The following is a 25,090-nucleotide window of genomic DNA, read 5'->3' on the forward strand; positions in this document are numbered from 1 at the left end:
AACCTAGGGTCGTTAAACTACATCACCCTTTGTGCCGCAAGGAGAAGCATCTAGACCTCCCCTTGTTCCTCCTCCGCCGCTGGCAAAATTTTCCTGCTCAGGACCTGCGGCTCTTCGAACCGTTTCAGGTTCACGGGATTGAAGTTTCCGGCCGCTATTCTCTTGCCGACCCCCCCACGCACGCCACTTTTGTACAGCTCGCTGCGCCAATCCTGCCGCCGCGGTGGCAGCCCCGGGATATCCCGGATGCCCTTCCAGACCAGTTCCTGTATCTTGACATAATCGGCATGGTGATTTCGTTTGGCCCGGTGGAACTCGGGTTTCAGAACTCCGTGCTCATCCGCCAGAACTGGCGTCAGGTCCCGCCGATCGCAAACGTCGCTGATCAGCTGGTTGATTCGGTTCAGCAGTTGCGCCTGGTAGCGCGCAGGCAGCCCGTGTAGCTGGAAACGCTTACGGAAGTACCGTGCGGGCACCTTGCAAGGCGCGCCAACGGCCACCGTGTAAATATTGCTGAACCCCGCGCCGCGCAGATCCGCAACCAGCATCTTGATCCCTTCGGCCGCCTCCCGGCAAAACCCTTCAGGATCCAGAAAATCCCCACGATCAACGCGGTAGCCCGCATTGAAGACCGCGTCCACCACGCCAAAATGCAGGAAGATGATATCCTGAGGACGGGCGTTCTCCAAACATTTCAGAACATAGCCACGGTTCGCTTCCTTGCGCAGTCCCCGTGCAGACCAGCCTCCGGCCCAATAGCTGCGATAGCGCGGCGTCGCGCCAAAGATATAATCGAAAACCTCCGAGGAAGAGGAGCCGAAGACGTACAACCGCGCCGGAGCCGTTTCTGCTTCGGCTTTCCAGTCGATTTTGCCCGCCAGAGGACGCAGGCCACCCTTCAAAATTTGTAATACCATTGTCAAATTACCTGAACATTTCGAAGCCGGTTTAAAGCTGTTCAAACAGCCTGAGGCAATGCGCCATCACCTGCACAAGTTTCCTGCATTCCGCAACCCGCCAAACTCGCGGTGCCGATTGGTTCCAATTGCACCGCATCTGCCATTCTGCAGCAAGGGACAGGAGGGCGCGCGAAGGGCGAGCAATCCCGGAAAACCGCCGCTTGGTCGGCCGAAGCGATTGTTCCGCCAACCAGAATGCCCTAAAGCAGGCAGGGAGTGTTTTTTCAACGAAGGTCCGCCGCCAAATGCCAAACCGCAAGACGCTTATCTTCCACATTGGCGATCACAAGACGGGATCCACATCGATCCAGCTGGCCTTTGCCAAACGATTGGTTACGATACAGGGCCACAGCGTCTTTTATCCGGCCAAGCTGGCCCGCAACGCGCTGGGGGACCAATGCCTGGCTTATGGCAAGGCCCAAACGCCTGAGACCAGGCAAGCCACGGCCAAACCAATTGCAAAACTGGCGGAACTGATCCGTGACTCAAAAGCAGATTTCACCCTGATCTCAGCGGAAGCCTTTGAAAAAGTTCCAGCTGCACTACTGCGTGAGGTGATTGACACGTTCTTTGCCGGTACCGCCGACGACATCCGGATTTTCGGCTACGTACGCCCACATGCCGCCCGTCTGACTTCCAGCTTTTCCGAACGCACTAAAGCGGGGGTTCCGAAAACGCTGAGGATGAACCTTGACGATTTTACCAAGCTTCGCCAGAAAAAGAGAGAATTCATTTACCTGCCGCGCTTTACCGCTTGGCAGGAGCAGTTTGGAGACGCCTTCACTCTGCGTCCGATGATCCGCAGCCAGCTGCACAAGGGAGATGTGGTCAGCGATTTCGTGCATCATGCCTTTGGCGGCCTCCCCTTCACCATCACCGGGGACAACGCAGCGAATGAATCGCTCTGCTTGGAAGACCTGATGCGGCTGAAGGTGCTGCAGTCACATCTGAAGGTGCTGCCGTCACGCCCAAAGGCTTCCCACGACCTCCGGCTCAAGATCGGCTGGGAATTTTCCCGCCTTACGGGGCAGCTCCCACCGCCGCCGCAACGCACCAAGCTGCAACTGCACAAGAGCTTGGCCGAAGATATCCGCGATACCTACCTGGACGATGCCAAAGCCATGGACCGGGAGTTTTTCGGCGGCGAACCGCTGCTGGAAAACGAGTTGCACGCGGCAGTGGAGAAAGCCCTCGACACCCCGCAATCGGTGGAGCCTGCCGATTACCTCTCTGCAAGCGAGCTGCGCTCGCTGGAGCTGATGTCCGGCATGATTGCAGGCATGCTGGAAGAGCCAACCGTGAACTGGCCGGCCTTTTTCCATGCCAAACGCGTGCGCGACGTGGAACAGGCCCGTAAAGCTCAGAAAAAACAGCCCTCCGCAGCTGCCGAATAGCCCCCCGCGCAAGAAATCCGCACCCGATGAAAGTCATTCTCTACTTTGGCCACCACAAGGTCGGCTCTACCGCGTTGCAGGCCTACCTGGCCCGCAATGCGCTCACGCTTTTAGGACACGGCATTCTCTACCCTGCGGTCGAAAGCGAAGGCATGTCGCATCTGCTGGCGCAGGCCTTGGGCAAACACAAGAAACCGGCCTTGGGCTGCATGAATGTGCGCGAACCCCACAACGCGCTAGCCTTCCGGATGCTGGCAGGCAAAACCGGCGGCAAGCCCCCCCCGTGGCATGGCACCCTGCCGGGGTTGCCCGCGATGCTGAACACGATCCGCCACCAGGTCGAGATCCTGCAACCGCATACTCTCATCCTGTGCTCCGAGGTGTTTTCCAACTTTGGCGCGGGGCATGAAGATCTGATCGCCAAGCTGCACGGTTTATTCCCAGAAGGCGATTGGGAGCTCTATTGCGCCTTGCGGCGGCCCGATGAATATATGACCTCTTGGTTCGGGCAACGGCTGCGCTTCGGCGACAAGCTGAAACCGCTGTCCAGCCCTGGCGGTGTCCAGACCGGCTCGATCCATTTCGACTACCGCCGCATGGTCGAACCCTGGCTGCGAGAATTTTCAGAGGCGCCGCTGCATCTGCGCAACTACAGCGATATCCTCGCTGTTGGCGGATCGGTGCAGGATTTCATCGCCCAGGTGAACTGCGGCTTTCCCAAGGGGCTTTCCCTCAAAGGGCCGTCCAACAAGGGGCTGCCACGGGCAGCCTATGAAATCATCCGGCGCGGCAACCACGACCTGCCGCCTGAGCAAGCGCAGGCTCTGCGGGAATTCTTTCTGACCGCCCCGGACACCCTCAGCCCGGTGCGCAACAGCGACGTCGAATTGTTCGGCGCGGAGCAGAGAGAAGCGCTGGCAGACGCGTTCACCCCGATACATGACTATCTCACGGGGCTAACCGGACAGGCTGCATTTTTCCCGGATATAGAAGAAATGCGCACCCCCCGCCCGATGAACGCAGCTGAAGCCACGGAACAACTGCTCGCCAAGCTTGATCCCACAGCTCTCCCCCGGCCGGAGCTGCGGGACTTTATTGCAGGCCTGCAGCCCTTAAATTGACCGCTATCTCCGCTTTCGAGGAAAGGTACTTCATGTTAACCCTTCAATCTCTGCTCAACCCCGAGCAAGAAATCTGTACCGAGCACAATCTCTACTTTCGCACCGAAGGCGGCTTTGGTTTTTCGCAAAGCAGTGGGCACCTTTTCTTGGACCATAACGCCCTGGCACGCTTTGACACCTACTTCAACTTATTCAGTCTGGAGAAGTGGCATTCCGCGTGCCATCTGGACGGTCTGTTCGCCGAATTCCGTGGCCAAGGCCGCGTTGAGATACGGATCATTCAGGCCTTTGCCAACCGTTCCTGGGAAATCTGCTTCTGTGAGATCACCGAACTCGATCCGCAGTCTCCGTTCGTGGCCGATCTAAGCACCTGCCTGGAAACCGGAGGGAATGGGGTCCTGTTTGCGGAAGTCAAAGCCCTGGACGAAAATGGTGCGACGCTCATGGGTGGCCGTTTCGCCACAAATCTCAGCGCGCTACCGGAAGTGTTACCAAAGTTGGCGGTGTCCATCACAACCTTCAAACGAGAAAGGGAAGTTCAGCACACCGTCGCGCGACTTGAAGACTTCCTGACAGATTTTGCCTATGGCGATCAGATCCGCGTCCAAGTTGTCGACAACGGGCAAAGCGCGGACATTACCGCGACGCCCAACATAATTCCCTACCCGAACCGCAATCTTGGCGGCGCAGGTGGTTTCGCGCGCGGCCTGCTGGAGGCGGAGGAGGATGGCTATAGTCATTGTCTTTTCATGGATGACGATGCCGCCTTCCATATGGAAAACATTGCCCGCGCCTACACCTTCCTGGCATTGGCTCGCGATTCCAGGACCGCCCTGGCGGGGGCGATGATCAACAACAGCCATAAGTGGTGCATGTGGGAAAACGGCGCCCTCTTTGACGGCTCTTGCCACCCTCTTTACAATGGCGCCGACCTACGAGACCCGGCCCAAGTGCGCGGGATTGAATTCTCCTCAACTCATACCGCACCTCCAACGCTCTACGGCGGCTGGTGGTTCTTTGCCTTCCCAATCGCCCATGTCACCCACCACCCTTTCCCCTTCTTCGTGCGTGGCGATGACATCAGCTTTTCTCTGGCCAATGATTTCCGCATTTTCACCCTGAATGGCGTGGTTTCCTTCCAAGATGACTTCACGGAAAAGGAAAGCCCACAAACGCTTTATCTGGATTTGCGGAACCATCTGATCCACCATCTGGTGTTTGACAAGCTCGAGCGCAGCCCGCTTGGCACCGCCAAGATCGCCATACGTTTCATGCTGCGGTCTCTGCTGCGGTTCAAATACGAAAGCGCAGAAGCGCAGTTGCTGGCTTGGCAGGACGTGATGAAAGGCCCCAAATTCTTCGATGAAAACATCGACATGTCGCAGCGTCGGGCCGACATCAAGGCACTGATGAAGGATGAAGTGTGGCAGGATGCCGCCGAGGCCCCCGCCCCCGGACGCGCCCGCTTCAGCAGGCTGCCCCGCCGGTTGCGCCATTATCTGGGGCTGTTCACCCTGAACGGCCACCTGGTTCCGTTCTGGAAGACGATCGGCGACCGGATGCAATTGGATATCGGGGATCGCGGCCTGGTTTTCCCTGCCTTTGGCGGCGCCCGGCTGACTTACTTCAACACCCGTAAGGACAAGGCCTACACCGTGACCCAGTCCAAACGACGCTTCTTCAGCCTCGCGTGGCGCATGACCCAAACCCTGTCCGAGTTTTACCGCAATTACGACAGCCTGAAGCAGGCGTACCGCCAAGGCTATGCGGACATGGCAAACAAGGGGTACTGGGAAAAAACACTGAAGCCGGAGCAGGCGGCCTGACCGCTAGTCCAGCATCGCTTCATGCAGGGCGATGGCCTCTTCCAGGTCGTCGAAATAGCGGATCCGGCCGCCTTCCAGCACCAGGCCCGCATCACAGAACTTGCGCACCTGGTTCATCGAGTGGTTGACCATGATGGCGCTGGAATGCGTCATCCGGTCCGCAAACACCTTCTGGCTCTTGCTGCGGAAGGCGCGGTCGCCCACCGCCGTCACCTCGTCCACCAGGTAGGTGTCGAACTTGATCCCCATCGACGCCCCGAAGGTCAGCCGGGAGCGCATGCCGGAGGAATAGCTGTGCATCGGCATGTGGTAGAACTTGCCCAGCTCGGCAAAATCCTCGACGAAGGCCACCAGGTCGTCGGTGTCCACCCCGTAGATGCGGGCGATGAAGCGGACGTTTTCCGCCCCGGTCAGATCGCGGTGGAAAGAGCCGCCGAGCCCCACCGGCCAGGAGATGGTGCCATCGGACACCACCCGGCCATAATCGGGCCGCAGGGTGCCCGCGATGATCTGCAACAGCGTCGACTTGCCCGCGCCGTTGCGCCCCAGGAGCGCCAGCGACCGCCCCGACGGCAGCGTCAGGTTCAGGTTGTCGATCACCACCTTGCGCTCCCCCCTGAGCCGGAAGCTCTTGGTCAGGTTCTCGAACCGGATCATCGCCCGCCCCTCAGCTGCGGTCGCGGATCGAGTAGTAGACCAGCGCCAGGATCGCCCAGCCCAGCAGCAGGAACAGCCCCACCAGGCCGGACAGCACGAAGCGGCGCGGATATTCCGCCTCCTCGGCCAGGTCGGGCTTGATGTAGGTGGCCAGGTAGCGGCTCTGGCGGGCCGCATCGTCACGCGCCACTTCCAGCGCCGTCAGCGCCGCCCGATAGGCTTCTTCGGCAAACTCGCGGTCCACCGTCAGCCGCTCGAACTCGGCGATCAGCGAGGGGTAATCCTCGCCCACCGCGCCGGTGTCGGTGTTGCTGGAGGCAAAGGTCTGGCGTTCGATGTCGATGCGCTCGCGGATCACCTCGATCTGCTGCTGCGCCTTTTTCAGCCGCACGTCGCCCGGCGCCACGCTGCCGGTGAGCAGGTCATATTCGATCAGCGCCTCGGCGAGCTGCTGTTGCAGGTTGTTCATCACCCCCATGCGGCCCTGGATATCGGCCGCCGGATCGACGATGCGGGTGCGGGTGCGGAACTGGGTCAGTTCTTCACGCGCGGCCTTGAGCCGCTCGACGGCCTCCTCCAGATCGGCCTCGGCATAGCGCATCGCATCGGCGCGGGCCTGGTCGTTCAGCGCGTTGATGCGGATCTGGCTCTCCTCGACGATGGCCTGGGCGATGTCGCGGGCGGTCTGCGGATCAAAGGCGGTGACCTGCACCTCGGTCAGCCCCGAGCCGCTGTCATAGGCGATGCTGACCACCCGGTGCCAGAACCAGACCAGCTCCTCCAGCGTGGCATCGGGCCAGAGCGCGAACACCCAGTCGCCCGGCCAGTGCTGGCTGTAATGGGCGCGCAGATCGATCCGCTTGTTGACCGCCGCGGCCATTTCCTTGCTCTGGATGAATTCATAGAGGATATCGCTGTCGGAGGCGGCGCTGTTGCCGGCGAAATTGGCCAGCCCGCCCAAGAGGTCATTGGCGCCGGAGCTTTCCTGGCTGCGCACGGTGAAACCGGCGGTGGCGGCATATTGGTCTTCGGCCACCGCAAACAGGTAGAACACCGCCAGCGCCAGCGGCAGCAGCACGAGGGCAGTGAAACTGGCGATCAGCCCCCAGTGGCGTTTCTTCATATGCGCGGCGCGGGCCACCGGAAAGGCCGGGGTGTCGGCGAGCTGCGCTTCCAGGCTTTCGGCCTTCGCCTGCAGCGCCGCATGGGCGGCTTCGGCCTTGCGTGCCTTGCGGCGCAGCTTCCTCAGCTTCTTGCCGCTGACCTTGTTGCCGCCTGCCGGGCCGCGCTGACCAGCCTCGCTGCCGGGCAGTTTTTCGACGTTCCCTGCCGCGTCCGGGGTCTCGTCCTGCCGCGGTTCTGCCGCGTCGGTGCCAGCCGGTTTGCGACCAGTGCGAAATTGGGCTGCAGCCTTGCGCCGCGCCGCCGGGCGGTTCTGAGTCATATCTGCTTTTCCCGGCTTGCAGCCGTTTGTAATTGCCTCGTCTTTCTTTCATAGTATCGCCTGCACAGCGCATATTCACAATGGGGATTCATGACCAGAACCACGCCTGCGGCGCCCCCCGCCCTGCCCCCGGCCCAGCTCCCCACTGCCGGGCGCAACCGCCGTTTTGCCAGCCTGCGTACCATCGCAGCACTGGTGCTGCGCGAGATGTCGACCCGCTACGGGCGCACCCCCGGCGGCTACCTCTGGGCCATACTCGAACCGCTGGCCGCGATCCTGTTTCTCAGCCTCGGATTTTCGCTGATGGTCCGCAACCCTTCGCTGGGCACCAGCTTCCTGCTGTTCTATGCCACCGGCTACCTGCCGTTTGATCTCTACAACACGATTGCCAACACCACGGCCCGGGCGGTGAATTTTTCCAAGCCACTGCTCAAGTTCCCGGCCGTGACCTGGCTCGACGCAGTGGCGGCACGCTTTCTGCTCAACAGCCTCACCGGTGCCCTGGTCGCGATCCTGCTGCTCACCGGGGCGCTGGCGGTCATCGACAGTCGCGCGCAACTCGACCTGCCGCCTGCGGTGCTGGCGATGTCGCTGACAATGCTGCTGGGGCTGGGCGTAGGCACAGTCAACTGCGTGCTGATGGGGCTCTATCCCCTGTGGGAGATGGCCTGGTCGATCTTCACCCGGCCCCTGTTTCTCGCCTCAGGCGTGTTCTTCCTTTATGAGGACATGCCCCCCCTGGCGCAGGACATCCTGTGGTACAATCCGCTGATGCATATCACCGGGCTGATGCGCACCGGCTTCTACCCCACCTATACCGCAGCCTATGTGAATGTGCCCTTCGTGCTGTTCACCAGCCTCATCCTGCTGGCCTTGGGGCTGGTGTTGATGGGCCGCTACCACCGCGACATTCTGAACCGCTGAGCCTGAGCAGCCGCGGCAGCATTGGCCTGCCGCCTGTCCTCTCCGGCTGTCAGCCCGTCTCCGCCAGCGCCAGCACCTCGGCGTGGCTGCGGCGGGTGTCGCGGCGCAGGCCATCACAGACCGCATGCCGCCACAGCCGCAGGTAGGCCTGCCGCTCCGCCGCAGCGTAGCGTTTTGCGGTCAGTCGCCATTTCACCGCCACCAGCAAGAACAGCGGCCAAAACAGCAGCGGCCCGGCCGCGGCGCGATACATCATCAGCCCGTTGCGGTAGGCGTAATAGACCTTCCACAAAGGCGAAAACACCCGGCGCCGGTCATTCTGAAAGGTCGAGCAGTCATGCTCGAACCGCAGCGCCGGATCAAACAGGATGGTCTCGCCGCGGCGCCTGAGGCCCAGCGTGTAGATCACGTCATCGCCATAGAGAAACAGCCCCGGATCCGGATAGCCCGCCGCCTCGACCATGCGCCGGGACAGAAACAGCCCGACAAAGGAGGTGAGATCAATCGGCAGCGGCGCCGCGGCATCATAGGCCTCATAAGGAATGTGATAGCCGTCCCGCGCCCGCAGAAGCGTGCGCAGAAACACCCGCGGCTGCCAGAACGGGTTGACCGAGGGGCGGTTCATCTCGCAAATGCGCCCGTCGGGGAAATAGACCGCCGCTGCCAGCGCCGTGTCCAGGGGCCTGGGCTGCGCGTGGAACGCGGCTAGCGCGCCGGGTGCCGGGCGGGCATCGTCATCCATCACCACCAGCCAGTCGGGATCATGCGCCTCCACCGCGCGGCGCATGCCCATTTCAAAACCGCCCGCCCCGCCGCGGTTGGTCCCGCTGCGGCAGACATCGAGCCGCGCATCATCCTGCGCCGCCAGCCAGGCCGCCGTGTCATCGCTGGAGGCATTGTCGGCCACCACCACCGCCGCCAGCTCGCTGGCCGGGCTGTCCAGCAGCCGCGCCAGCGTCACCTTCAGCTGCTCCAGGCGGTTGTGGGTCACCACCACCGCCACCAGCCGCCCTGCCCCCGACGCGCCAACCGCCCCGGCCGCGCCCGCAGAGATGTCTGAATTCGGGGCTGCTGTTGCCTCTGCCGTGGTCACCGCGGGCTGCTCCTTGTTGCCGTCTGTCCTGGCTGCCTGCGGCAGCGGTGGTGAAAGCACATAAATCCCCGCCCCTGTCAAATGCTTTACCGCGCCAAAGCATTTGACAGCGTGGCGGCAAGCCGCCACCTAAGAGCCATGAAAACCGCTCTTGTCACCGGCTCGGCCGGCTTCATCGGATACCACCTCTCCGCCCGGCTGCTGGAAGCGGGCTGGCAGGTCATCGGGCTCGACTGCCTGTCGCCCTATTACGATGTCACCCTGAAGCAGCGCCGTCACGACATGCTGGCGCAGCATGTCGGCTTCACTCCCGTCATCGCCCGGCTGGAAGATCCCGGCCTGGTGATGGACCTGTTCCGCCAGCACCGCCCCGATGCGGTGATCCACCTCGCCGCCCAGGCCGGGGTGCGCCATTCGATCGAAGCGCCGCGCGATTACCTCGAGGCCAATCTGATCGGCGTCTTCGAACTCCTGGAAGCCGCCCGCGCGCATCCGCCCGCGCATATTCTGATGGCCTCCACCTCCTCGGCCTATGGCGCCAATACCGAGATGCCGTTTCACGAGCACCAGCAGGCCGACCACCAGATGTCGTTCTATGCCGCCACCAAGAAGGCCAATGAATCGATGGCGCATTCCTATGCGCATCTTTATCGGCTGCCGGTCACCATGTTCCGCTTCTTCACCGTCTACGGCCCCTGGGGGCGGCCCGACATGGCGCTGTTCAAATTCACCCGTGCGATGCTCGCGGGCGAGGCGATCGAGGTCTACAACCACGGCCGCATGAGCCGCGACTTCACCTATATCGACGACCTGGTCAGCGGCATCACCGGGCTGATCGGGGCGGTGCCGGGGCAGGCGCCGGTCTCCGAGCGCGACAGCCTCAGCCCGGTGGCACCCTACAGGGTGGTCAATATCGGTGCCAGCAAGCCGACCCCGCTGATGGACTATATCGCCGCGCTGGAAGACGCGCTGGGGATCGAGGCGCAGAAGACCATGCTGGAGATGCAGGCCGGCGACGTGCCCGCGACCTGGGCCGATACCAGGCTGCTGACCCAGCTGACCGGCTATCAGCCCAAGGTCGGCGTCGCCGAGGGCGTCGCCCGTTTTGCCGCCTGGTACCAAGACTACTACAGCAGCTGAGCCCGCCGGTCCGCAGGATCATAACGGTCAGCACTATTGACCAAATGTTTCGCGCGCGAAACATTTGGTCCGATCCGGACCTATATTAGGCTGTCTCAAGTTTTCAACAGGCCGGCCGAGACACAATATATTCCACTACTCTCCCAGCCCATATTACTTTACTCAAAGGACCGCAGCAAACAAACTGCCAGAAAAGAATTGAGCAAAAGGGCATCCCATGCGTATTGCAATGATTGGCACCGGCTATGTAGGGCTGGTGTCCGGCGTCTGTTTTTCGGATTTCGGTCACGACGTGATCTGCGTCGACAACGACGCCGCCAAGGTGGCGCGGCTGCAGGCGGGCGAGGTGCCGATCTATGAACCGGGCCTCGACCAGCTGATGGAAAAGAACGTGGCCGCCGGGCGGCTGAGCTTTACTGACGATCTGACGACAGCGGTCGACGGCGCCGAGGCGGTGTTCATCGCCGTCGGCACCCCGACCCGGCGCGGCGACGGCCATGCGGATCTGACCTACGTGATGGCGGCAGCCGAGGAGATCGCTGCGGCGCTGACCGGCTACACGGTGGTGGTGACCAAATCCACCGTGCCCGTGGGCACCAACCGGCAGGTGAAACAGGTGATCGCCAAGGCCAATCCGCAGGCCGACTTCGACGTCGCCTCCAACCCGGAGTTCCTGCGCGAGGGCGCCGCGATCGAGGATTTCATGAAACCCGACCGGGTGGTGGTCGGGGTGCAGACCCCGCGCGCCGCCGAGGTGATGGCCGAGATCTACCGGCCGCTGTACCTGCGCGATTTCCCGATCCTGACCACGGACCTGGAAAGCGCCGAGATGATCAAATACGCCGCCAATGCGTTTCTCGCCGCCAAGATCACCTTCATCAATGAAATCGCCGGGCTGTGCGAGCGGGTCGGGGCGGACGTCAAGGAAGTCTCCCGCGGCATCGGTCTGGACGGGCGCATCGGCAACAAGTTCCTGCACGCAGGTCCCGGCTACGGCGGCTCCTGCTTTCCCAAGGACACCGCGGCGCTGGCGCGGATCGGCCAGGACCACGCCTTTCCGATGCGCATCACCGAGACGGTGATGCGGGTCAATGACGAGGTGAAGGCGCGGATGGTGGAGAAGCTGCGCGACGCCTGCGAGGGCTCCTTCAACGGCAAGACCGTGGCGGTGCTCGGCGTCACCTTCAAACCCAACACCGACGACATGCGCGAGGCTCCCAGCCTGACCATCGTGCCCGCCCTGGTGGGCGGCGGCGCCCGCGTGCGGGTGGTCGACCCGCAGGGCCGCGCCGAGGGCGAGGCGCTGCTGCCCGGCGTCAAATGGGAAGAGGATCCCTACAAGGCGGCGCAGAATGCCGACCTGGTGGTGCTGCTGACCGAGTGGAACGAGTTCCGCGCTTTGGATCTAAAAAGACTTGCTGAAGGAATGGCACAACCACGAATGGCAGACCTGCGCAACATCTACTCCCTTGAGACAGCCAAGCATGCTGGGTTCGAGAAATATACTGCAGTAGGTCGCGGCACCGAAAATTAAGTCCGGACCGGACCAAATGTTTCGCGCGCGAAACATTTGGTCACCCATGCTGACCTAAATGAGAGTCTGATATCTCTCTTTCATGCGGCCCTAAAAAAGGGCTTTTCCGAAGAAAAGCCCTTGGCCTGCGGCGCGAGTATTTGGGGAAAGATGAAGGCCGGCGCGGCCAGATCAGACACTGTTCAGAGCTTTTTCAGCCAGGCCTGCAGCTCTTCCACCAGCGCGGCGCTGACGCCGGGGCCGCTGATCTCGATCTTCTGCTCGCTGGGGATATAGCCGAGGCGCACGCCTTCGGGCGCGGGCAGGGCGATCCGCTCGCCCGGCTGGGCGGCGTCCCAGTCATGCGCGCCGCGCACCCGCGGGCGGCTGACCAGCGGCTCCACCGGCGGCTTGGGGCGCACCGCCTCCGGGGCGGCGTCGGTCGCTGCGCGGGGTGTCGGCGCTGCGGGGTCCAGCAGGCCGGTCAGAATCGCCTGTTCCGCTTCGGGGGTGCTGCGGTCGCCCGCCTGCAGCGCCTGTCTGGCGCGGTCGGCAAAGCCCGCGTCATTCTCGATCGCGCGGGCCAGCGCCAGCCCCAGTTTCTCGCTGATCGCGGTGGGGTGGAACAGCACCGCATCCAGCGCCTCGACCAGGGTGACGAAGCTGCCGATCTTGGAGCGCTTGGCGCGGGTGGCATTGCCGAACAGCGTCTGCAGCGCATCCTTGCGGCGGCTGAACACGCCTTCGCGGCAGGCGCGCACGGCGATGCGGGCCCGCTCGTAATGGCTGAGATTGACCCGGATTTCATTCTCTTCGACCATCGCCACGTAAGACGCCTCGGCGCTGCCGGGGCGGATCACCAGCGCCTTGATTGTGGCATAGGCAGGGTCTGAAGTCTCGGCATAGAGTCTTTTCAGCGCGGTCAGGCGGCGCCAGCCGGAGATGAGACCATGGCTGCGCCCACCGGCCGGGTGCTCCAGCGGCACCACCTCGGCCGGGGTCTGCTGGCCGCGCGCCCGGATCGAGGCGATCAGCGCTTGCAGCTCCTCCTCGTCCTGTTCGATGCGGTCGCGCACCAGGTGGTTCTCGTCGATGACCTCCAGCGGCAGTTCCTGGATCATCAGCCCCTTGGCGCGGGCGGTTTCCACCACTTCCGACAATTCCAGCAAGGCCGCCTGGGCGGAGGCATCCGAGGCCACCTGGGCAATCGGCGCGGCACCCACCGTGCCGGCCCCGCCAAGCGTCGGTCGGCCCGTCGGAGGTGGTGTCAGAAACCCGTCCTGCGCCGGGGAAAGCCGTTTGCGTTTTGCCATTGTCCTGTCCTTTGCCTCTGCCCGCCGCCCCTCTGCGGGGCTGTCATGCTAGCCTTTATTTCCTGCCGCGGCCTTAGCCGGCCGCGCGCTGCTGCGCCTCTGCCTGCAACGCCTCGCGCCGCCACACGCCGATCAGCAGTTTCTTGAAGGCGGCATAGGTCTCGTCAAACGTCTCGCGGCCGCGGGCGTAGGTCTCGCGGTTGAAGTCGCGGTAATCGGCCTCGTAGATGCCCGAAACCTGCTCACCGGCCTGGCCGATGAGAGCGGTGTAATCCTGCTTGTGAGGGCTGAGCACCCGGCCCATGTAGGCCTGCATCAGGGCGGCCAGCTCGCCCTGCTGGGCGCCGTCGTAGCGGGTGATGATGGTGCGCACCGCGTCCCATTCAAAGCTGATGCCGGGCCGCCCCAGCGCTCGGGCGGCGAGGTTCTCGCCCTCCTCGATGGAGGCGAAGGTGGAATGCAGCATGTCAAAGAAGCGCCCGGTCGAGTCGAACTCGAGGAAGGACGCCCCCATCGGCACCAGCAGGATGTCGGCGGCCGACAGCCCGTTGATGGTGAGGTAGCCAAGCGCGGGCGGCGTGTCGATGAAGATCACGTCGTACTGGTCCAGCACACCGTCGGCTTCCAGCCGCTCGGTGAGCGCGTCCCACAGCTTCCACGAGCGCGCCGCCATCCGCCAGACCGGGATCTGGAACTCGGCCCAGTAGAGGTTCAGCTGGGCGCCGATGAGGTCGATGTTGGGCCAGTGGGTGTTCTGGATCACGTCGGCGGCGGTCATCTCCATCGCCGCGTCCAGCGCCGCGTCGAGCGGCTGCGGGGCATCGCCGCGGTCGAGCCGACGCTGGTTCTCCAGCCGCAGATGCTCGCCGTAGTGGCGCGCGAGCAGCGGGAAGGCGGTCTGCCATTCGTCCTCCACCTTGCCGCCGAAGATCGAGGTCATCGAGCCCTGGCTGTCGAGGTCGATCACCAGCACCCTGTAGCCGTCGAGCGCTGCCGACATCGCCAGATGCGCCGCGCTCGAGGTCTTGCCCACGCCCCCTTTAAAATTTGCCACCGCCACCATCTTGGCGGGCAGCCCCTCGGGGCGGTAGGGCAGGTAGTCCTTGGCCTTGGAGCCCTGGGCGGCGAAGAAGGCGCGCAGGCGCAGCACCTCGTCCAGCGTGAACCACTTGGCGCCGCCCTCGGTTTCCGAACGGCCCTGCGGCAGATCCGGGTTGGCCTTCAGCACCCGGCGGAAATGGGCCTGGGCGACGGGGATCAGGTAGCGGGTGATTTCCCAGGTCGAGAACAGCCGCAGCTCCTTGCGGCCCTCCTCGTTGAGGCCGCGGCTGGCGAGGTCGGCGCGCCCCTGGGCACAGGCGGCGGCGATCTCGGCAAAGCCTGCGGTTCTGGTGGGCGCATCCAGATCCGCGAGTGCGCTGTCGGGATCGATGCTGAAATAGGGCGGCAGGGAGCTGCCGGGTTTTGCGCTGTCTTTCCTGTGGATATCGCGTGCCATGAAGATCTGCCTGTTGTGATCGGACCGGGGTCTCTGCGCCCCTGGCTGGTGCTGCGTCCGCGTTGATGTGCTGCCTTTTTCGGATAATACCCAAAAACACCGCACATGGAAGAGATATGCGCACAGGATTCGATTTTTCTAAGCAAATCTGTCGGTTGCAGCCGGGTGTTTTGGGCTGATCTGAGGGGCCTGAAAAAAATCTGCCCTGTTATTTATGAGTTATTTCTAGTTAAGGCAGTCGGGCAGCGGCTGGAAAGCCCTTTTTTCCTTGGCTTTGCGGCGGGGATTTTTCATCGACGTGACTCTGAAACCCCGATGAAATGAATCCAAACCCCCGAGCGGGTGACTCTGATCCCCCGTTGCCCGGGCTTGTGGATAACCTTAGGGTGAGCGTAATCAAAACCACGAAAAATGAGTCGCCCAGGATCGGCAGAAATCCAGCGGCCGGCAGAGCAGATACGGGCAGGCTATAATGGCAGCAGAGCTGACAGCGGACGGGATTCCGCCGGAAGGGCAGGGGGATTTTTTCCTCTGCGACATCTTCGGGGCGATCCCCAAGAACGACCTGGTGTCGATGGAACACCCGCTGTTCTCGCTCAGCACCCGGCCCGACCGGCGCATCCTGAACTACCAGCACAACGGGGCCGAGATCACCGTGACGCCCTCGGTCAAGGGGCTGGCGACGATCCACGACAAGGACATCCTGATCTTCTGCATCAGCCAGCTGATGGCGGCGCTGAATGCCGGGCGGCAGGTCAGCCGGACCTTGCACCTGAAGGCGCATGACCTCCTGGTGGCCTGCAACCGCGAGACCTCGGGCGATGCCTACCGCCGCCTGCGCGAGGCCTTCGAGCGGCTGGCGGGCACCCGCATCACCACCAACATCATGACCGGCGGCCACGAGGTGACGACCGGCTTCGGGCTGATCGAGAAATGGGAGATCGTGCGCAAGGCCCGCGGTGGCAAGATGGTCAGCGTGGCGGTCACCCTGTCGGACTGGCTGTACCGGGCGGTGCTGTCGAAATCGGTGCTGACGCTGAGCCGCGATTACTTCCGGCTGCGCAAACCGCTGGAGCGGCGCATCTACGAGCTGGCGCGCAAGCATTGCGGACGGCAGAACAGCTGGCAGGTCTCGGTCGAGGTGCTGCTGAAGAAATCCGGCTCCGCCTCACCGCGGCGGGTGTTCCGCAAGATGATCCGCGACATGATCGAGGCCCAGCCGCTGCCCGATTACGCGCTGGAGGAGCTGGAGGGCGACGTGATCCGCTTTACCCAGAAGGCGGCGGTCACCGAGGCGGCGCTGAACGCGCCCAGCCTGAAACCCGCCACGCTGGAGGAGGCGCGGGCGCTGATGCCCGGCGCCGATGCCTATGCGCTGGAGGCCGAGTGGCGTGCCATGTGGGCCCGCTCCGGCGCGCCTAGGCTGCGGCGGCCGGATGCGGCCTTTCTTGGCTGGGTCAGGAAACGCCTGGCGCAGTCATAGCCGTCCCGTCCTCTCTCCCGTCCTCGCTCCCGGTCTGACCCGCTGCCCCCGTGGCCCCGTGCCCGCGGGCCGGGCGGCGGGTGTCTGCCGGTCAGCGTGACCCGTCAGCATATGCGCGGAGTGTCCGTAGTTAGGTCAGTCATATTGACCCAATGTTTCGCGCGCGAAACATTGGGTCCGAAGCGGACCTTTTGGGCCGGTTGGAGGCGCCGTGTCATGGACTGTCGGGGAGGGGGCCAAGATCAGGCCCGCCCTGGCCAGTGGCAGCCGGGACGGGCCGGGACAGGCTGCGGCGCTCCCCCCGGGGCCGCGGCCTGGTGGGTAGCGGCTTCCCCCTAGCCGCTGCCTTCCTTCAACGCCTGTGACATGCTGGCCAGAACCGGGCTGATCAGGTAGTCGGCCAGGGTCTGGCGGCCGGTCTCGATCATCGCCTGGGCGGGCATGCCGGGCAGGGCGCGCACATTGGGCAGGGCGGCCAGTTCTGCCTCCGGGATGCGGATATGCACCGGGTAATAGGCCTGGCCGGTATTGGCATCGATACTGCTGCCGGCCGCCACCATCACCACCTCGCCCTTGACCGGCGGGGTGGAGCGGAAGCTGTAGGCGGTGAGCTGCACCCGCGCCTGGCTGCCCATCGCCACCTCGTCGATGTCGGCCACCGCCACGCGGGTTTCGACCAAGAGGCCGGCATCCTCGGGCATCAGCTCCAGCAGGGTCTGGCCCGGTTCCACCACCTGGCCCAGGGTGTTGATGTTCAGCCCCACGACCCGGCCATCGCGCGGCGCGCGGATGGTCTGGCGTTCGGCCACGTCCCAGGTGGCATCCAGCCGCTGGCGCAGGTCGAGCAGGCGTTCCTGCACCTCCTGGCTTTCGGCGGCGATGCGGGCGGCGCGGTCGCGCCCGGCCTGCAGTTGCCGTTCCCGCATCTCGCCGATGCGTTCCAGCACGTTGCCGCGGTCGCTTTCCAGCGTGCCCAGGGTGCCGATCAGCCCGCTCTGCTGCATCTGCCGCTGGCTGATGCGGGTCTTGGGCACCAGCCCCTTCTCGAACAATCCGGTCAGATCGCCCAGTTCCTCCTGCACCAGCGCCAGCTGTTCCTCGGTGGCCTGGATGCGGGCATCGCGGCCCTTGAGCTGGTCATTGAGCTGGGTGATGCGGGTCTGGATGATGTCCATCTGGCCCTGGTGCAGCGCCCGGTTGGAGATCAGCAGGTCCCGCTGCACCGCCACCAGCTGCGCCAGCGCCGGGGTGCGGGCGATCAGCGCCGCCAGTTCCGGATCGGGGGGCAGCTCGGTCTGGTCCGCCTGTTCCGCCGCCAGCCGGGCCTGCTGCGCCAACAGGCTGGCCAGCTGGCCGTTCAGGATGGCCAGCTGCGCCTGCACCCGGCGGCCATCGAGCCGGGCGATCACCTGGCCCTCGCGGACCCGGTCGCCCTCGGCCACGTTCAGCTCGCGCAGGATGCCGCCTTCGTAATGTTGCACCGCCAGCCGGTCACCGACCACGTTGAAGGCCCCCGCCGCCACCACCGCGCTGGTCAGCTCGGCCCGGCTGGCCCAGACCACCAGCCCGCCGAACAGGCCGAAGCCGCAGACCACCAGCCACAGCACCAGCTGGCGCACCCGGGTGGGCGGATGTTTGGGCAGCGCCACCTCGGGCGGGTCGGAGCGGGGCATCAGGTTGCGAAAGCCCGCGGGTGTCGTCGCGGCACCGGTCTCGGGGCGCGCGGCCGGGGTGCGGGTCTCGGGATCGACCAGGCTCATGCGCTGTCTCCTTCTCTGCGGGGGGCGTCCGGGGTCTCCGGGGCCGCCCGCGTGTCGCTGTTGGCCTGCGTGTCGCTGTTGCGGTGGCGGAAGGGGGCGATCTTGGGATCGCCATGGGCGCGGGCCGGGGTCATGGGCTGGGCGGCCGCCTCGATCACCTGGCGGGCCTCGCCGAAGCGCATGATGCGGCCCTCCTGCAACAGCGCCGCATGGCTGACCCGGCGCAAGAGGCTGATCCGGTGGGTCACCGCCACCACCACCGCGCCGCGGGCGCAGGCGGCCTCGATGGCGCGGGCCAGCGCCTCTTCGCCCTCGGGATCGAGATTGGCGTTGGGCTCGTCCAGCACAATGAGCTTGCGGTTGCCGAAGAAGGCGCGCGCGAGGCCGATGCGCTGGCGCTGGCCGGCCGACAGGAACTCGCCGCGCGGGCCCACCTCGGCGTTGTAGCCGCCGGGCAGGGCGAGGATCATCTCATGCACCTGGGCGAGCTTGGCCGCCGCCACCACGTCGGAGGGCCGGGCGTCCGGGTCCATCAGCGCGATGTTCTCCGCCACCGTGCCCTGGAACAGCTCGACCCGCTGCGGCAGGAAGCCGATATACTGGCCGATCTGTGCCGGATCCCAGTCGGTGAGCGCGGCATCGTCGATGCGGATGTGGCCGCGCAGCAGCGGCTGCAGCCCGGCCAGCGCATGGGCCAGCGTGGTCTTGCCCGCACCGGAGGGGCCGATCAGCCCCAGCGACTGGCCCGGCTGCAGCGCCAGGGTGATGTCCAGCAGCACCGGATCGCTCCGCCCCGGCAGCGCCACGGTGGCGCCTTCCACGGACAGGCGGCCTTCCGGGGCAGGCAGGGGCAGCCGTTCGGGCGCCTGGTCGAGATGCGCCAGCAGGGTGTTCAGCCGCCCATGGGCGCCGCGCGCCTTGAGAAAGGCACGCCAGCCGGAGATCGACTGTTCCACCGGCGCCGCGGCGCGGCCCAGCAGGATCGAGGCGGCAATCATCAGCCCCGGCGACAGCTGGTTGTTGATCACCAGCACCACGCCGACGCCCAGCACCGCGATCTGCAGCCCCATGCGCACCGCCTTGGCCAGCGAGGTCATCAGCGCCACCCGGTCGGTGGCCAATGTGTTGAACACCAGCGCCGAGAAGGCCTTGAGCTGCCAGCGCCGGATCATCGGCGCTGTCTTGCCCATGGCATGGATGAGGCCTGCGTTCTGCATCATCTCGGCCACCGCGGCATTGGTCTCGGTGGCCTGTTTCGCGGCCGTGTCCATCGGTTTGCGGGCCATGAGTTCGTTCAGCAGCGCCAGCGTGAACAGCACCGCGATGCCGACCAGCGCCACCAGCCCCAGCACCGGGCTGAACAGGAAGATCAGCGCCAGGAAGACCAGCGACCAGGGCGCGTCCAGCAGCGCCAGGAACACCGGGCTGGTGACGAAGCCCCGCAGGTCCTGGATGTCGCGGATCGGCTCGGAGCGCGCCAGCGCGGGCGGCAGCGGGGTGTCGATCATGCCCTCCAGCACGGCCGGGCTGAGCCGCGCCTCGAGGCGGGATCCGAGCCGCGCCACCAGGCGCTGGCGGATCATGTCGAACAGAAAGAAGAACACCAGCGCGATTGCGGCGCCGGTGGTCAGGGCTATCAAGGTTGGAATGCTGCCCGAGGCCATGACCCGGGCAAACAGTTGCAGCATGTAGAGCGGCGCTGTCAGGACAAGGAGATTTACAAAGATGCTGGCCGTGAAAATGGCGGCAAGCACCCCCCGTTGCCCGTCAAATACCCGTTTTACCTTCATTGTCGTAGCCCCCCGGCTGCACGAAGTGAAGTTGTGAAATCTGGAGAACAGCGCCCTGGTCCAAGGATGCAATCCTTGGCCGGGGACCAAATCGCTGTCCTGAACCAGGGCTGGGCGGGCCCGGGGTTTCCCCCGGATCCGCCGTTCCTATGGCTCAGACGGCTTCCGGACCCCAGATGTTGACGTAGCTGTCGTCAAAGCCGGTGTCCGAGGTCAGCACCCGGATCGCCTCGTAGGATCCGGCATCGCCGGTGGTCACCGCGTTGATGCCCACGCCGCCGATCGGGATCGCGTCCTGGCCGAGCGAGGTGAACGGAGCCTCGCGGCCGGTCAGGCCGAGGATGTTCACCGTGGCGCCGCCTGCGCTGATCAGCGTGTCGGTGCCATTGTCGGTGACGGTGGCGCCGCCGCCGTCCAATGCGGCAAAGGCATCCTGCGCCGAGGTTCCCAGGCCACCGCCCACATTGGTGACACGGAACAGCACCACGTCGTGATCCTGGTCGATATCCATGTCCTTGATGGTGTCGTTGCCATCGGTGGAGGAGAAGCTGCTGCCATCCCAGATCAGGTCGATGATGAAGACATCCTTGCCGTCGCCGCCGGTGAGGCAATCATCGCCTGCGCCGCCTTTCAGCCAGTCATTGTAGTCACCGGCCCCGCCGAACAGCGTGTCGTTGCCGTCGCCGCCATCGAGGAAGTCACCGCCGGTGCCACCGTCGAGGAGGTCATCGCCGTTCTCGCCATAGAGGCAGTCGCGGTCGGCATCGCCGTTCAGCGTGTCATTGCCTTCGCCACCCTGCAGCACGTCCTTGCCGTTGCCGCCATGGACCAGGTCCTCGCCATCGTTGCCGTCGAGGAAGTCGTCGCCATCGTTGCCCTTGACGGTGTCGTTGCCATTGCCGCCGTGACCGACGTCATTGCCATCGCCGCCGCAGAGCTTGTCGCGCCCCTCGCCACCGTACATGGTGTCGTTGCCGTCATTCCCGTACAGCTTGTCCCGGCCGTTCTCGCCGAAGAGCCGGTCATGGTCATCGCCCCCTTTCAGGGTGTCGTTGCCATTGTCGCCATAAAGCGTGTCATTGCCGGCATCGCCCTTGACGCAGTCGTCCCCCTCGTCGCCGTCGAGCACGTCATTGCCCTTGCGGCCGGAGAGCCGGTCGTTGCCGTCGCCGCCATGGCCGTGGTCATGACCGCGCCCGCCGATGATGACGTCATTGCCGCCCTCGCCGAACATGGTGTCATTGCCGGAGCCGCCGCGGATGCGGTCATTGCCGTCCTCGCCGCCATCTTCGGGCGTGTAGCAATCGGGGCAGTCGACCTCTTTCAGACCGGCGGTATCGGCATGCAGCGTCGCTTGCGGGCTGTCCTCGTCGTCGTCGCAGCAATCCCAGTCGATGTTGTAGCCATGGCCATCGTCGCCGAGGTTGGTGCCGCTGTCGCCGAAGATCAGGTCGCCCTGGGCACCGCCTTCGAGCACGTCGTTGTTGGATCCACCGCGCATGGTGTCATGACCGGCGCCACCGTTGACGTCATCGCGGCCTGCGCCGCCATCCATCAGGTCGTCGCCGCGGCCACCCTGCATCAGGTCGTTGTCGGCTTCACCGAACATGGTGTCATTGCCGCCCTGGCCGTCCATGGTGTCGTTGCCGTCACCACCCAGCATGCAGTCGTCGCCGTCGACCTGCTCGTCCTTGTTGCCGGTGCCGCTGTCGGCGCCGAAGTCGAGGTCATCGTTCTGCGACTGGCGCTCGTCACCGAACATCTCGTCGTCACCGCTGCCGCCGATGACCAGGTCATCGCCGAGGCCGCCGGCCATGCGGTCGTTGCCGCCCTGGCCGTTCATGCGGTCATCGCCGCCGCGGCCGTACATGGTGTCGTCGCCGTCCTGCGCGGTTTCGCCGGACTGGCCCATGTCGCCCCACATCCAGTCGTCGCCGCCTTCGCCGTCCATGCAGTCGTCGCCGAGCTCACCATAGAGGTAGTCGCCGCCATCACCGCTGCCGTCGCCGAGGCCGCCTTCGTCGCCGAAAATCACGTCGTCGCCGGTGCCGCCGAACACGCTGTCGATGTTCTCGCCGCCCAGCAGCGTGTCATTGCCGGTCTCGCCGTCGATGTAGTCGCAGCCTTCCTCGCCGTCGATCCAGTCGTCGCCGTCATCGCGGGGATCGGCCGGGTTGCCGATGCCATCGGCGTTGCCGCCGAACAGGTAGTCATTGCCGGAGCCGCCATAGATTTCATCATGGCCGTTCTGGCCTTCGATGTAATCCTGGCCCTCTTCGCCATCGAGGCGGTTGTTGCGCTCGTTGCCGTAGATCGCGTCATCGCCGTGGCCGGCCGAGGCATTGTCGCCGGCGTCGTGATCGTTGAGATCGATCACATTGCCGTCGGTGCCGCCCCATTCGGTGGTGCCGTCGTTGTAGTCGGGATCGAACTTGTTGTCGCTGAACCGGATATCGCAGGTCGGGTCACAGACATCCCAATCGGGGTTAAAGTCCTTCTTACCCATGGTAAACTTCCTCCTCGTTAACTCTGTGGGGCCGGGCTGCGGGCGGCTGCCCGTTCCGTCCCCCGCCTGCGCCGCGACCGCGGACTGCGGCTGGCGCAAAAAGGCGAAACAATGCCTTCCGGTGGTATTGCAGCCCAGATACCGGGTCTGCGCTGCCCCCAAATGGGGACAAATTCAGGGCTTTATCTGGCGCCGTCGCGCCAGATCAGCTGCCCGTCGGCCAGCAGCTGGCCAAGGTCCTGTGCTGCCTCCAGCAGCGGCGCGTGGTACCAGGCGCCGGCCATCAGCGCCGCACCCGCTAGAAGCGCTGCCGCCAGCGCCCCCCGCCAGCGACGGCGCGGTCTCGGCGCCGCCTGCGCCAGCGCCTCGGTGACCGCAGCCTTCAGGACCGGTTCGAATTCGATGCGGAGCGCCCCTTCCATCCGGTTCACCGCCTCTTCCAGCTGGTCGATGCGGGCGCTGAGCGCGCTGCGATCGGCGGCCGCCTTGGCGGCCTGCTGCGTCCCCAGCCCGTCGTTGAGGGTGGTGAACATCTCGGCGATGCGCTTGTGCAGCGCCACCAGGTCGGCCTGGGTGGCCAGCGGCAGGGCGTCGCCGCCGCCCTGGCGCAACGCGGTGCCGATCTGCGCCAGCACCGCGGCGCTGAGCCGCGGCGGCTCGGCGCGGCGCTCCGGCTGCGGCGGCTGGCCCTCCGCCGCGTCGGCCGCGTCGACCGGGCGCTGCGCGCGCGGCTGCTTTGCAGTCGTATCCGGGCTTTGCGCCCGTGCTTGTCCGGTGGTCGTCTCCACGGGCTGCGCCGCGGGCGCGGTGTCGCGGGGCTGCGGTGCGCCGGTCGGGCCGGGCGGGCCTGAGGGCGGGGTGGCCGCAGCCGAGGTGGCGGCGGCGGCAGCGGCGGGGCTTCCGGCCGGGGCCGGCGGGCCCTGCACCGGGGCTTCGAGCGTCAGCTTGTTCATGACGCTCTCCCCAGCGAGGCCTGCCAGGTCAGCCGCTGCGCCATCTCGGCGCGGCCGCCGACCTGCATCTTGGCCAGCACCCGCTTGGCATAGGTGTTGAAGGTCTGCTCCTTGAGGCCGGCGATATGCGCCGCCTCGCGGTTGGTCAGCCCGAGCTGGATCAGCGCCGCCACCCGCGCCTCGCAGGGCGACAGCCCCATCTTCTGGGCCAGCATCTCGATGCGGCGGCGGTCGGGCTGGCGTGGCAGGATCGCCACCACCAGCGGCTGGTCGGCGCCGCCGCAGCGATAGCGGGTCAGCGACACCGGCAGCCGCATGCCGCTGTGGCGGTCCTCGAGGAACAGGATCAGCTCGCGCGGGCCGGTGGCCGGGCCCCGGCGCGAGCGGGCGCATTCGGCCACCGCCGCGTAGAACCCGGCGGTCTCGCCCGGTCTGGCACAGCTGAGCCGCCCGCCGCTGTCGCTGAGCAGATCGCCGGCGTCGAGCATGTCGCGGCCGGATTCATTGCAATGCAGCAGCTGCCCGGCGCCATCCAGCACCAGCACCGCCGCGTCGGTCTTCTTGGAGATGGTCCACAGCAGCGCGCTGGTCACCGCCGCCTGGGTCTCGCCTGCGAGCGCGCGCAGCGTGTCCTCGCGCAGCACCGGCCAGATCGCCTGCAGGATGTCGCCGCAATGGCCGTCATGCGGACCGCCATCCAGGTGCAGCGCGATCAGATCCTCGCTGCCGTCTTCGAAACCATGGGAAAACAGCGCCCAGCCGGGGGCCGTCAGCAGCTGGTCGGCCAGCGCCTGGGGCAGCCGGGTTGCCAGCATATGCGCGGCGCGGCCTCCGGGCTGACGCCGCTGCAACTGTCCGGCGGCACCGGGGTGCAACAGCCGTCGCAGCGCCGCCCCGGCGCTGTCCGGGCAGGCGCCTCCCAGCGGTTCGGCGCTGGTCAGCACCGGGGCCCGCCGGTGGCCGGGCTGCACCAATGCAACCTGTGTTAGAGAAGAGATCTGTCGTTGAAGTGCTTTCGAGTATACCAAACTGCCCGTCTGTGCGACGGTTCCATTCAACACAACCATGTTGCCCCCCGGCATGACATAATGAATATCCCCAAGGTAGCACGGTGGCCCGAAGGGCAAACCGGGCAGAGGGGGTACGCCGAAGGCAGAGGCGGCGGCAGGCAGCCGTGCCGCCGGGCTGGGGGATTACTACCATGGGGGTATTCCGGGGTCGGCAGAGCGCACGATTCTACGCCCTAGAAGTTGTCCGAAACGCAAATAGACTTTGCCTAGAATTGCGAAGATGTCGCCGAAACATTGCGTTTCCACTTTTGCCACAATTGTGCGCTCCGTGGCGGCCCCGCGCGGATTGCCCGTGAAAACAAGGCACTACCCCGGTTCTTGCGCCGGGCCCCGGGCCGAAGGGGGAAAAAGCCCGGCGCCGGGAGGCGAAGTTTCTTAACAATAAAGGATAGATTCGCTAGGGTTTATTCACCGCAATGCGCACCAGAAGTGTTTGAGCACCCATCTGCGCGGCCCGGCCCGTTCTGTTTTTTCCAGGCGTGTTCTTTTTTTGTCACGATCCGGAAACGGCACTGCTCCGGCGGTGCCGGGGCACTGGGCAGCAGCTGGGAAAGGGAGTTCCAGGGAGCGTGGACGCATTGCGCAGAACAGCCGGGCCGCGGGGGCGGGCGGCTGGCATAACAGCGCTCCTGGGGGACGGGCCGGA

The 25,090-nt window shown here is 65.0% G+C and carries 19 protein-coding genes; 8 read left to right on the forward strand and 11 right to left on the reverse strand.

The features are described from left to right. Window positions 1-50: 50 nt before the first annotated feature. Window positions 51-917, reverse strand: coding sequence for a hypothetical protein (locus tag AB9K35_RS19160; RefSeq protein ID WP_369928581.1), 867 nt, complete (start codon window positions 915-917; stop codon window positions 51-53). Window positions 918-1,204: 287 nt separating this feature from the next. On the opposite strand from AB9K35_RS19160, the gene AB9K35_RS19165 reads away from it, so the two are divergent. Genes AB9K35_RS19165 through AB9K35_RS19175 form a run of 3 tightly spaced genes read left to right on the forward strand, consistent with a single transcriptional unit; the run spans window position 1,205 to window position 5,300 of the window. Beyond that, a complete protein-coding gene (locus AB9K35_RS19165; protein ID WP_369928583.1) occupies window positions 1,205-2,353 on the forward strand; it encodes a hypothetical protein in 1,149 nt (382 codons plus the stop codon). A gap of 26 nt (window positions 2,354-2,379) precedes the next feature. After that, complete coding sequence (locus AB9K35_RS19170; protein WP_369928584.1) at window positions 2,380-3,474, forward strand: hypothetical protein; 1,095 nt, start codon at window positions 2,380-2,382, stop codon at window positions 3,472-3,474. Between the two features lie 32 nt (window positions 3,475-3,506). Then, window positions 3,507-5,300: a hypothetical protein gene (locus tag AB9K35_RS19175; protein ID WP_369928586.1), complete on the forward strand. Its 1,794-nt coding sequence runs from the start codon at window positions 3,507-3,509 to the stop codon at window positions 5,298-5,300. 3 nt (window positions 5,301-5,303) lie between these two features. Here the strand turns inward: AB9K35_RS19175 and AB9K35_RS19180 are convergent, their stop codons facing one another. Together AB9K35_RS19180 and AB9K35_RS19185 are read right to left on the reverse strand one after the other, a co-directional pair. Further along, window positions 5,304-5,957, reverse strand: a complete 654-nt coding sequence (locus AB9K35_RS19180; protein WP_369928588.1) for an ABC transporter ATP-binding protein — start codon at window positions 5,955-5,957, stop codon at window positions 5,304-5,306. 10 nt (window positions 5,958-5,967) lie between these two features. Beyond that, the gene (locus tag AB9K35_RS19185) at window positions 5,968-7,401 is read right to left on the reverse strand and encodes a sugar transporter (protein WP_369928590.1); all 1,434 of its coding nucleotides are present in this window, start codon (window positions 7,399-7,401) and stop codon (window positions 5,968-5,970) included. A gap of 90 nt (window positions 7,402-7,491) precedes the next feature. Here AB9K35_RS19185 and AB9K35_RS19190 point away from each other — a divergent pair, with 90 nt between their 5' ends. Further along, window positions 7,492-8,325 (forward strand): ABC transporter permease, encoded by an 834-nt coding sequence (locus tag AB9K35_RS19190; protein ID WP_369928592.1) that lies wholly within the window; start codon window positions 7,492-7,494, stop codon window positions 8,323-8,325. A 49-nt stretch (window positions 8,326-8,374) separates the two neighbouring features. Here the strand turns inward: AB9K35_RS19190 and AB9K35_RS19195 are convergent, their stop codons facing one another. Continuing rightward, window positions 8,375-9,418 (reverse strand): glycosyltransferase, encoded by a 1,044-nt coding sequence (locus AB9K35_RS19195; RefSeq protein WP_369928594.1) that lies wholly within the window; start codon window positions 9,416-9,418, stop codon window positions 8,375-8,377. A 138-nt stretch (window positions 9,419-9,556) separates the two neighbouring features. On the opposite strand from AB9K35_RS19195, the gene AB9K35_RS19200 reads away from it, so the two are divergent. Together AB9K35_RS19200 and AB9K35_RS19205 are read left to right on the forward strand one after the other, a co-directional pair. Then, window positions 9,557-10,558, forward strand: a complete 1,002-nt coding sequence (locus tag AB9K35_RS19200; RefSeq protein WP_369928596.1) for an NAD-dependent epimerase/dehydratase family protein — start codon at window positions 9,557-9,559, stop codon at window positions 10,556-10,558. 217 nt (window positions 10,559-10,775) lie between these two features. Further along, window positions 10,776-12,092 (forward strand): UDP-glucose/GDP-mannose dehydrogenase family protein, encoded by a 1,317-nt coding sequence (locus AB9K35_RS19205; protein ID WP_369928598.1) that lies wholly within the window; start codon window positions 10,776-10,778, stop codon window positions 12,090-12,092. Window positions 12,093-12,274: 182 nt separating this feature from the next. On the opposite strand, the gene AB9K35_RS19210 is transcribed toward AB9K35_RS19205, so the two are convergent. Both AB9K35_RS19210 and AB9K35_RS19215 read right to left on the reverse strand, forming a co-directional pair. Next, window positions 12,275-13,384: a ParB/RepB/Spo0J family partition protein gene (locus tag AB9K35_RS19210; RefSeq protein WP_369928600.1), complete on the reverse strand. Its 1,110-nt coding sequence runs from the start codon at window positions 13,382-13,384 to the stop codon at window positions 12,275-12,277. Window positions 13,385-13,457: 73 nt separating this feature from the next. Then, on the reverse strand, window positions 13,458-14,882 hold the full coding sequence (locus AB9K35_RS19215; protein ID WP_369928602.1) for an AAA family ATPase: 1,425 nt from the start codon (window positions 14,880-14,882) through the stop codon (window positions 13,458-13,460). Window positions 14,883-14,987: 105 nt separating this feature from the next. Between AB9K35_RS19215 and AB9K35_RS19220 the strand changes: the two genes are divergently transcribed. Together AB9K35_RS19220 and AB9K35_RS19225 are read left to right on the forward strand one after the other, a co-directional pair. Then, complete coding sequence (locus AB9K35_RS19220; protein ID WP_369928603.1) at window positions 14,988-15,206, forward strand: hypothetical protein; 219 nt, start codon at window positions 14,988-14,990, stop codon at window positions 15,204-15,206. A 148-nt stretch (window positions 15,207-15,354) separates the two neighbouring features. After that, window positions 15,355-16,365, forward strand: a complete 1,011-nt coding sequence (locus AB9K35_RS19225) for a replication initiator protein A (RefSeq protein ID WP_369928605.1) — start codon at window positions 15,355-15,357, stop codon at window positions 16,363-16,365. A gap of 335 nt (window positions 16,366-16,700) precedes the next feature. On the opposite strand, the gene AB9K35_RS19230 is transcribed toward AB9K35_RS19225, so the two are convergent. The 5 genes from AB9K35_RS19230 to AB9K35_RS19250 form a co-directional block, all read right to left on the reverse strand. Next, entirely contained in the window at window positions 16,701-18,125 is a 1,425-nt protein-coding gene (locus tag AB9K35_RS19230) for an HlyD family type I secretion periplasmic adaptor subunit (RefSeq protein ID WP_369928607.1), read from the reverse strand. Next, window positions 18,122-19,915 carry a type I secretion system permease/ATPase gene (locus AB9K35_RS19235; RefSeq protein ID WP_369928608.1) on the reverse strand — a complete coding sequence of 598 codons (1,794 nt, stop codon included), beginning with the start codon at window positions 19,913-19,915 and terminating at the stop codon, window positions 18,122-18,124. The genes AB9K35_RS19230 and AB9K35_RS19235 overlap by 4 nt, the downstream gene beginning before the upstream one ends. A 154-nt stretch (window positions 19,916-20,069) precedes the next feature. After that, entirely contained in the window at window positions 20,070-22,421 is a 2,352-nt protein-coding gene (locus AB9K35_RS19240) for a calcium-binding protein (protein ID WP_369928610.1), read from the reverse strand. Between the two features lie 182 nt (window positions 22,422-22,603). Continuing rightward, a complete protein-coding gene (locus tag AB9K35_RS19245; RefSeq protein WP_369928612.1) occupies window positions 22,604-23,374 on the reverse strand; it encodes a hypothetical protein in 771 nt (256 codons plus the stop codon). Next, window positions 23,371-24,345 carry a helix-turn-helix transcriptional regulator gene (locus AB9K35_RS19250; RefSeq protein WP_369928614.1) on the reverse strand — a complete coding sequence of 325 codons (975 nt, stop codon included), beginning with the start codon at window positions 24,343-24,345 and terminating at the stop codon, window positions 23,371-23,373. Before AB9K35_RS19250 ends, AB9K35_RS19245 begins: the two co-directional genes overlap by 4 nt. Window positions 24,346-25,090: the final 745 nt, after the last annotated feature.

It is taken from the genome of Leisingera sp. XS_AS12, from assembly GCF_041224635.1.
Lineage (GTDB): Bacteria > Pseudomonadota > Alphaproteobacteria > Rhodobacterales > Rhodobacteraceae > Leisingera.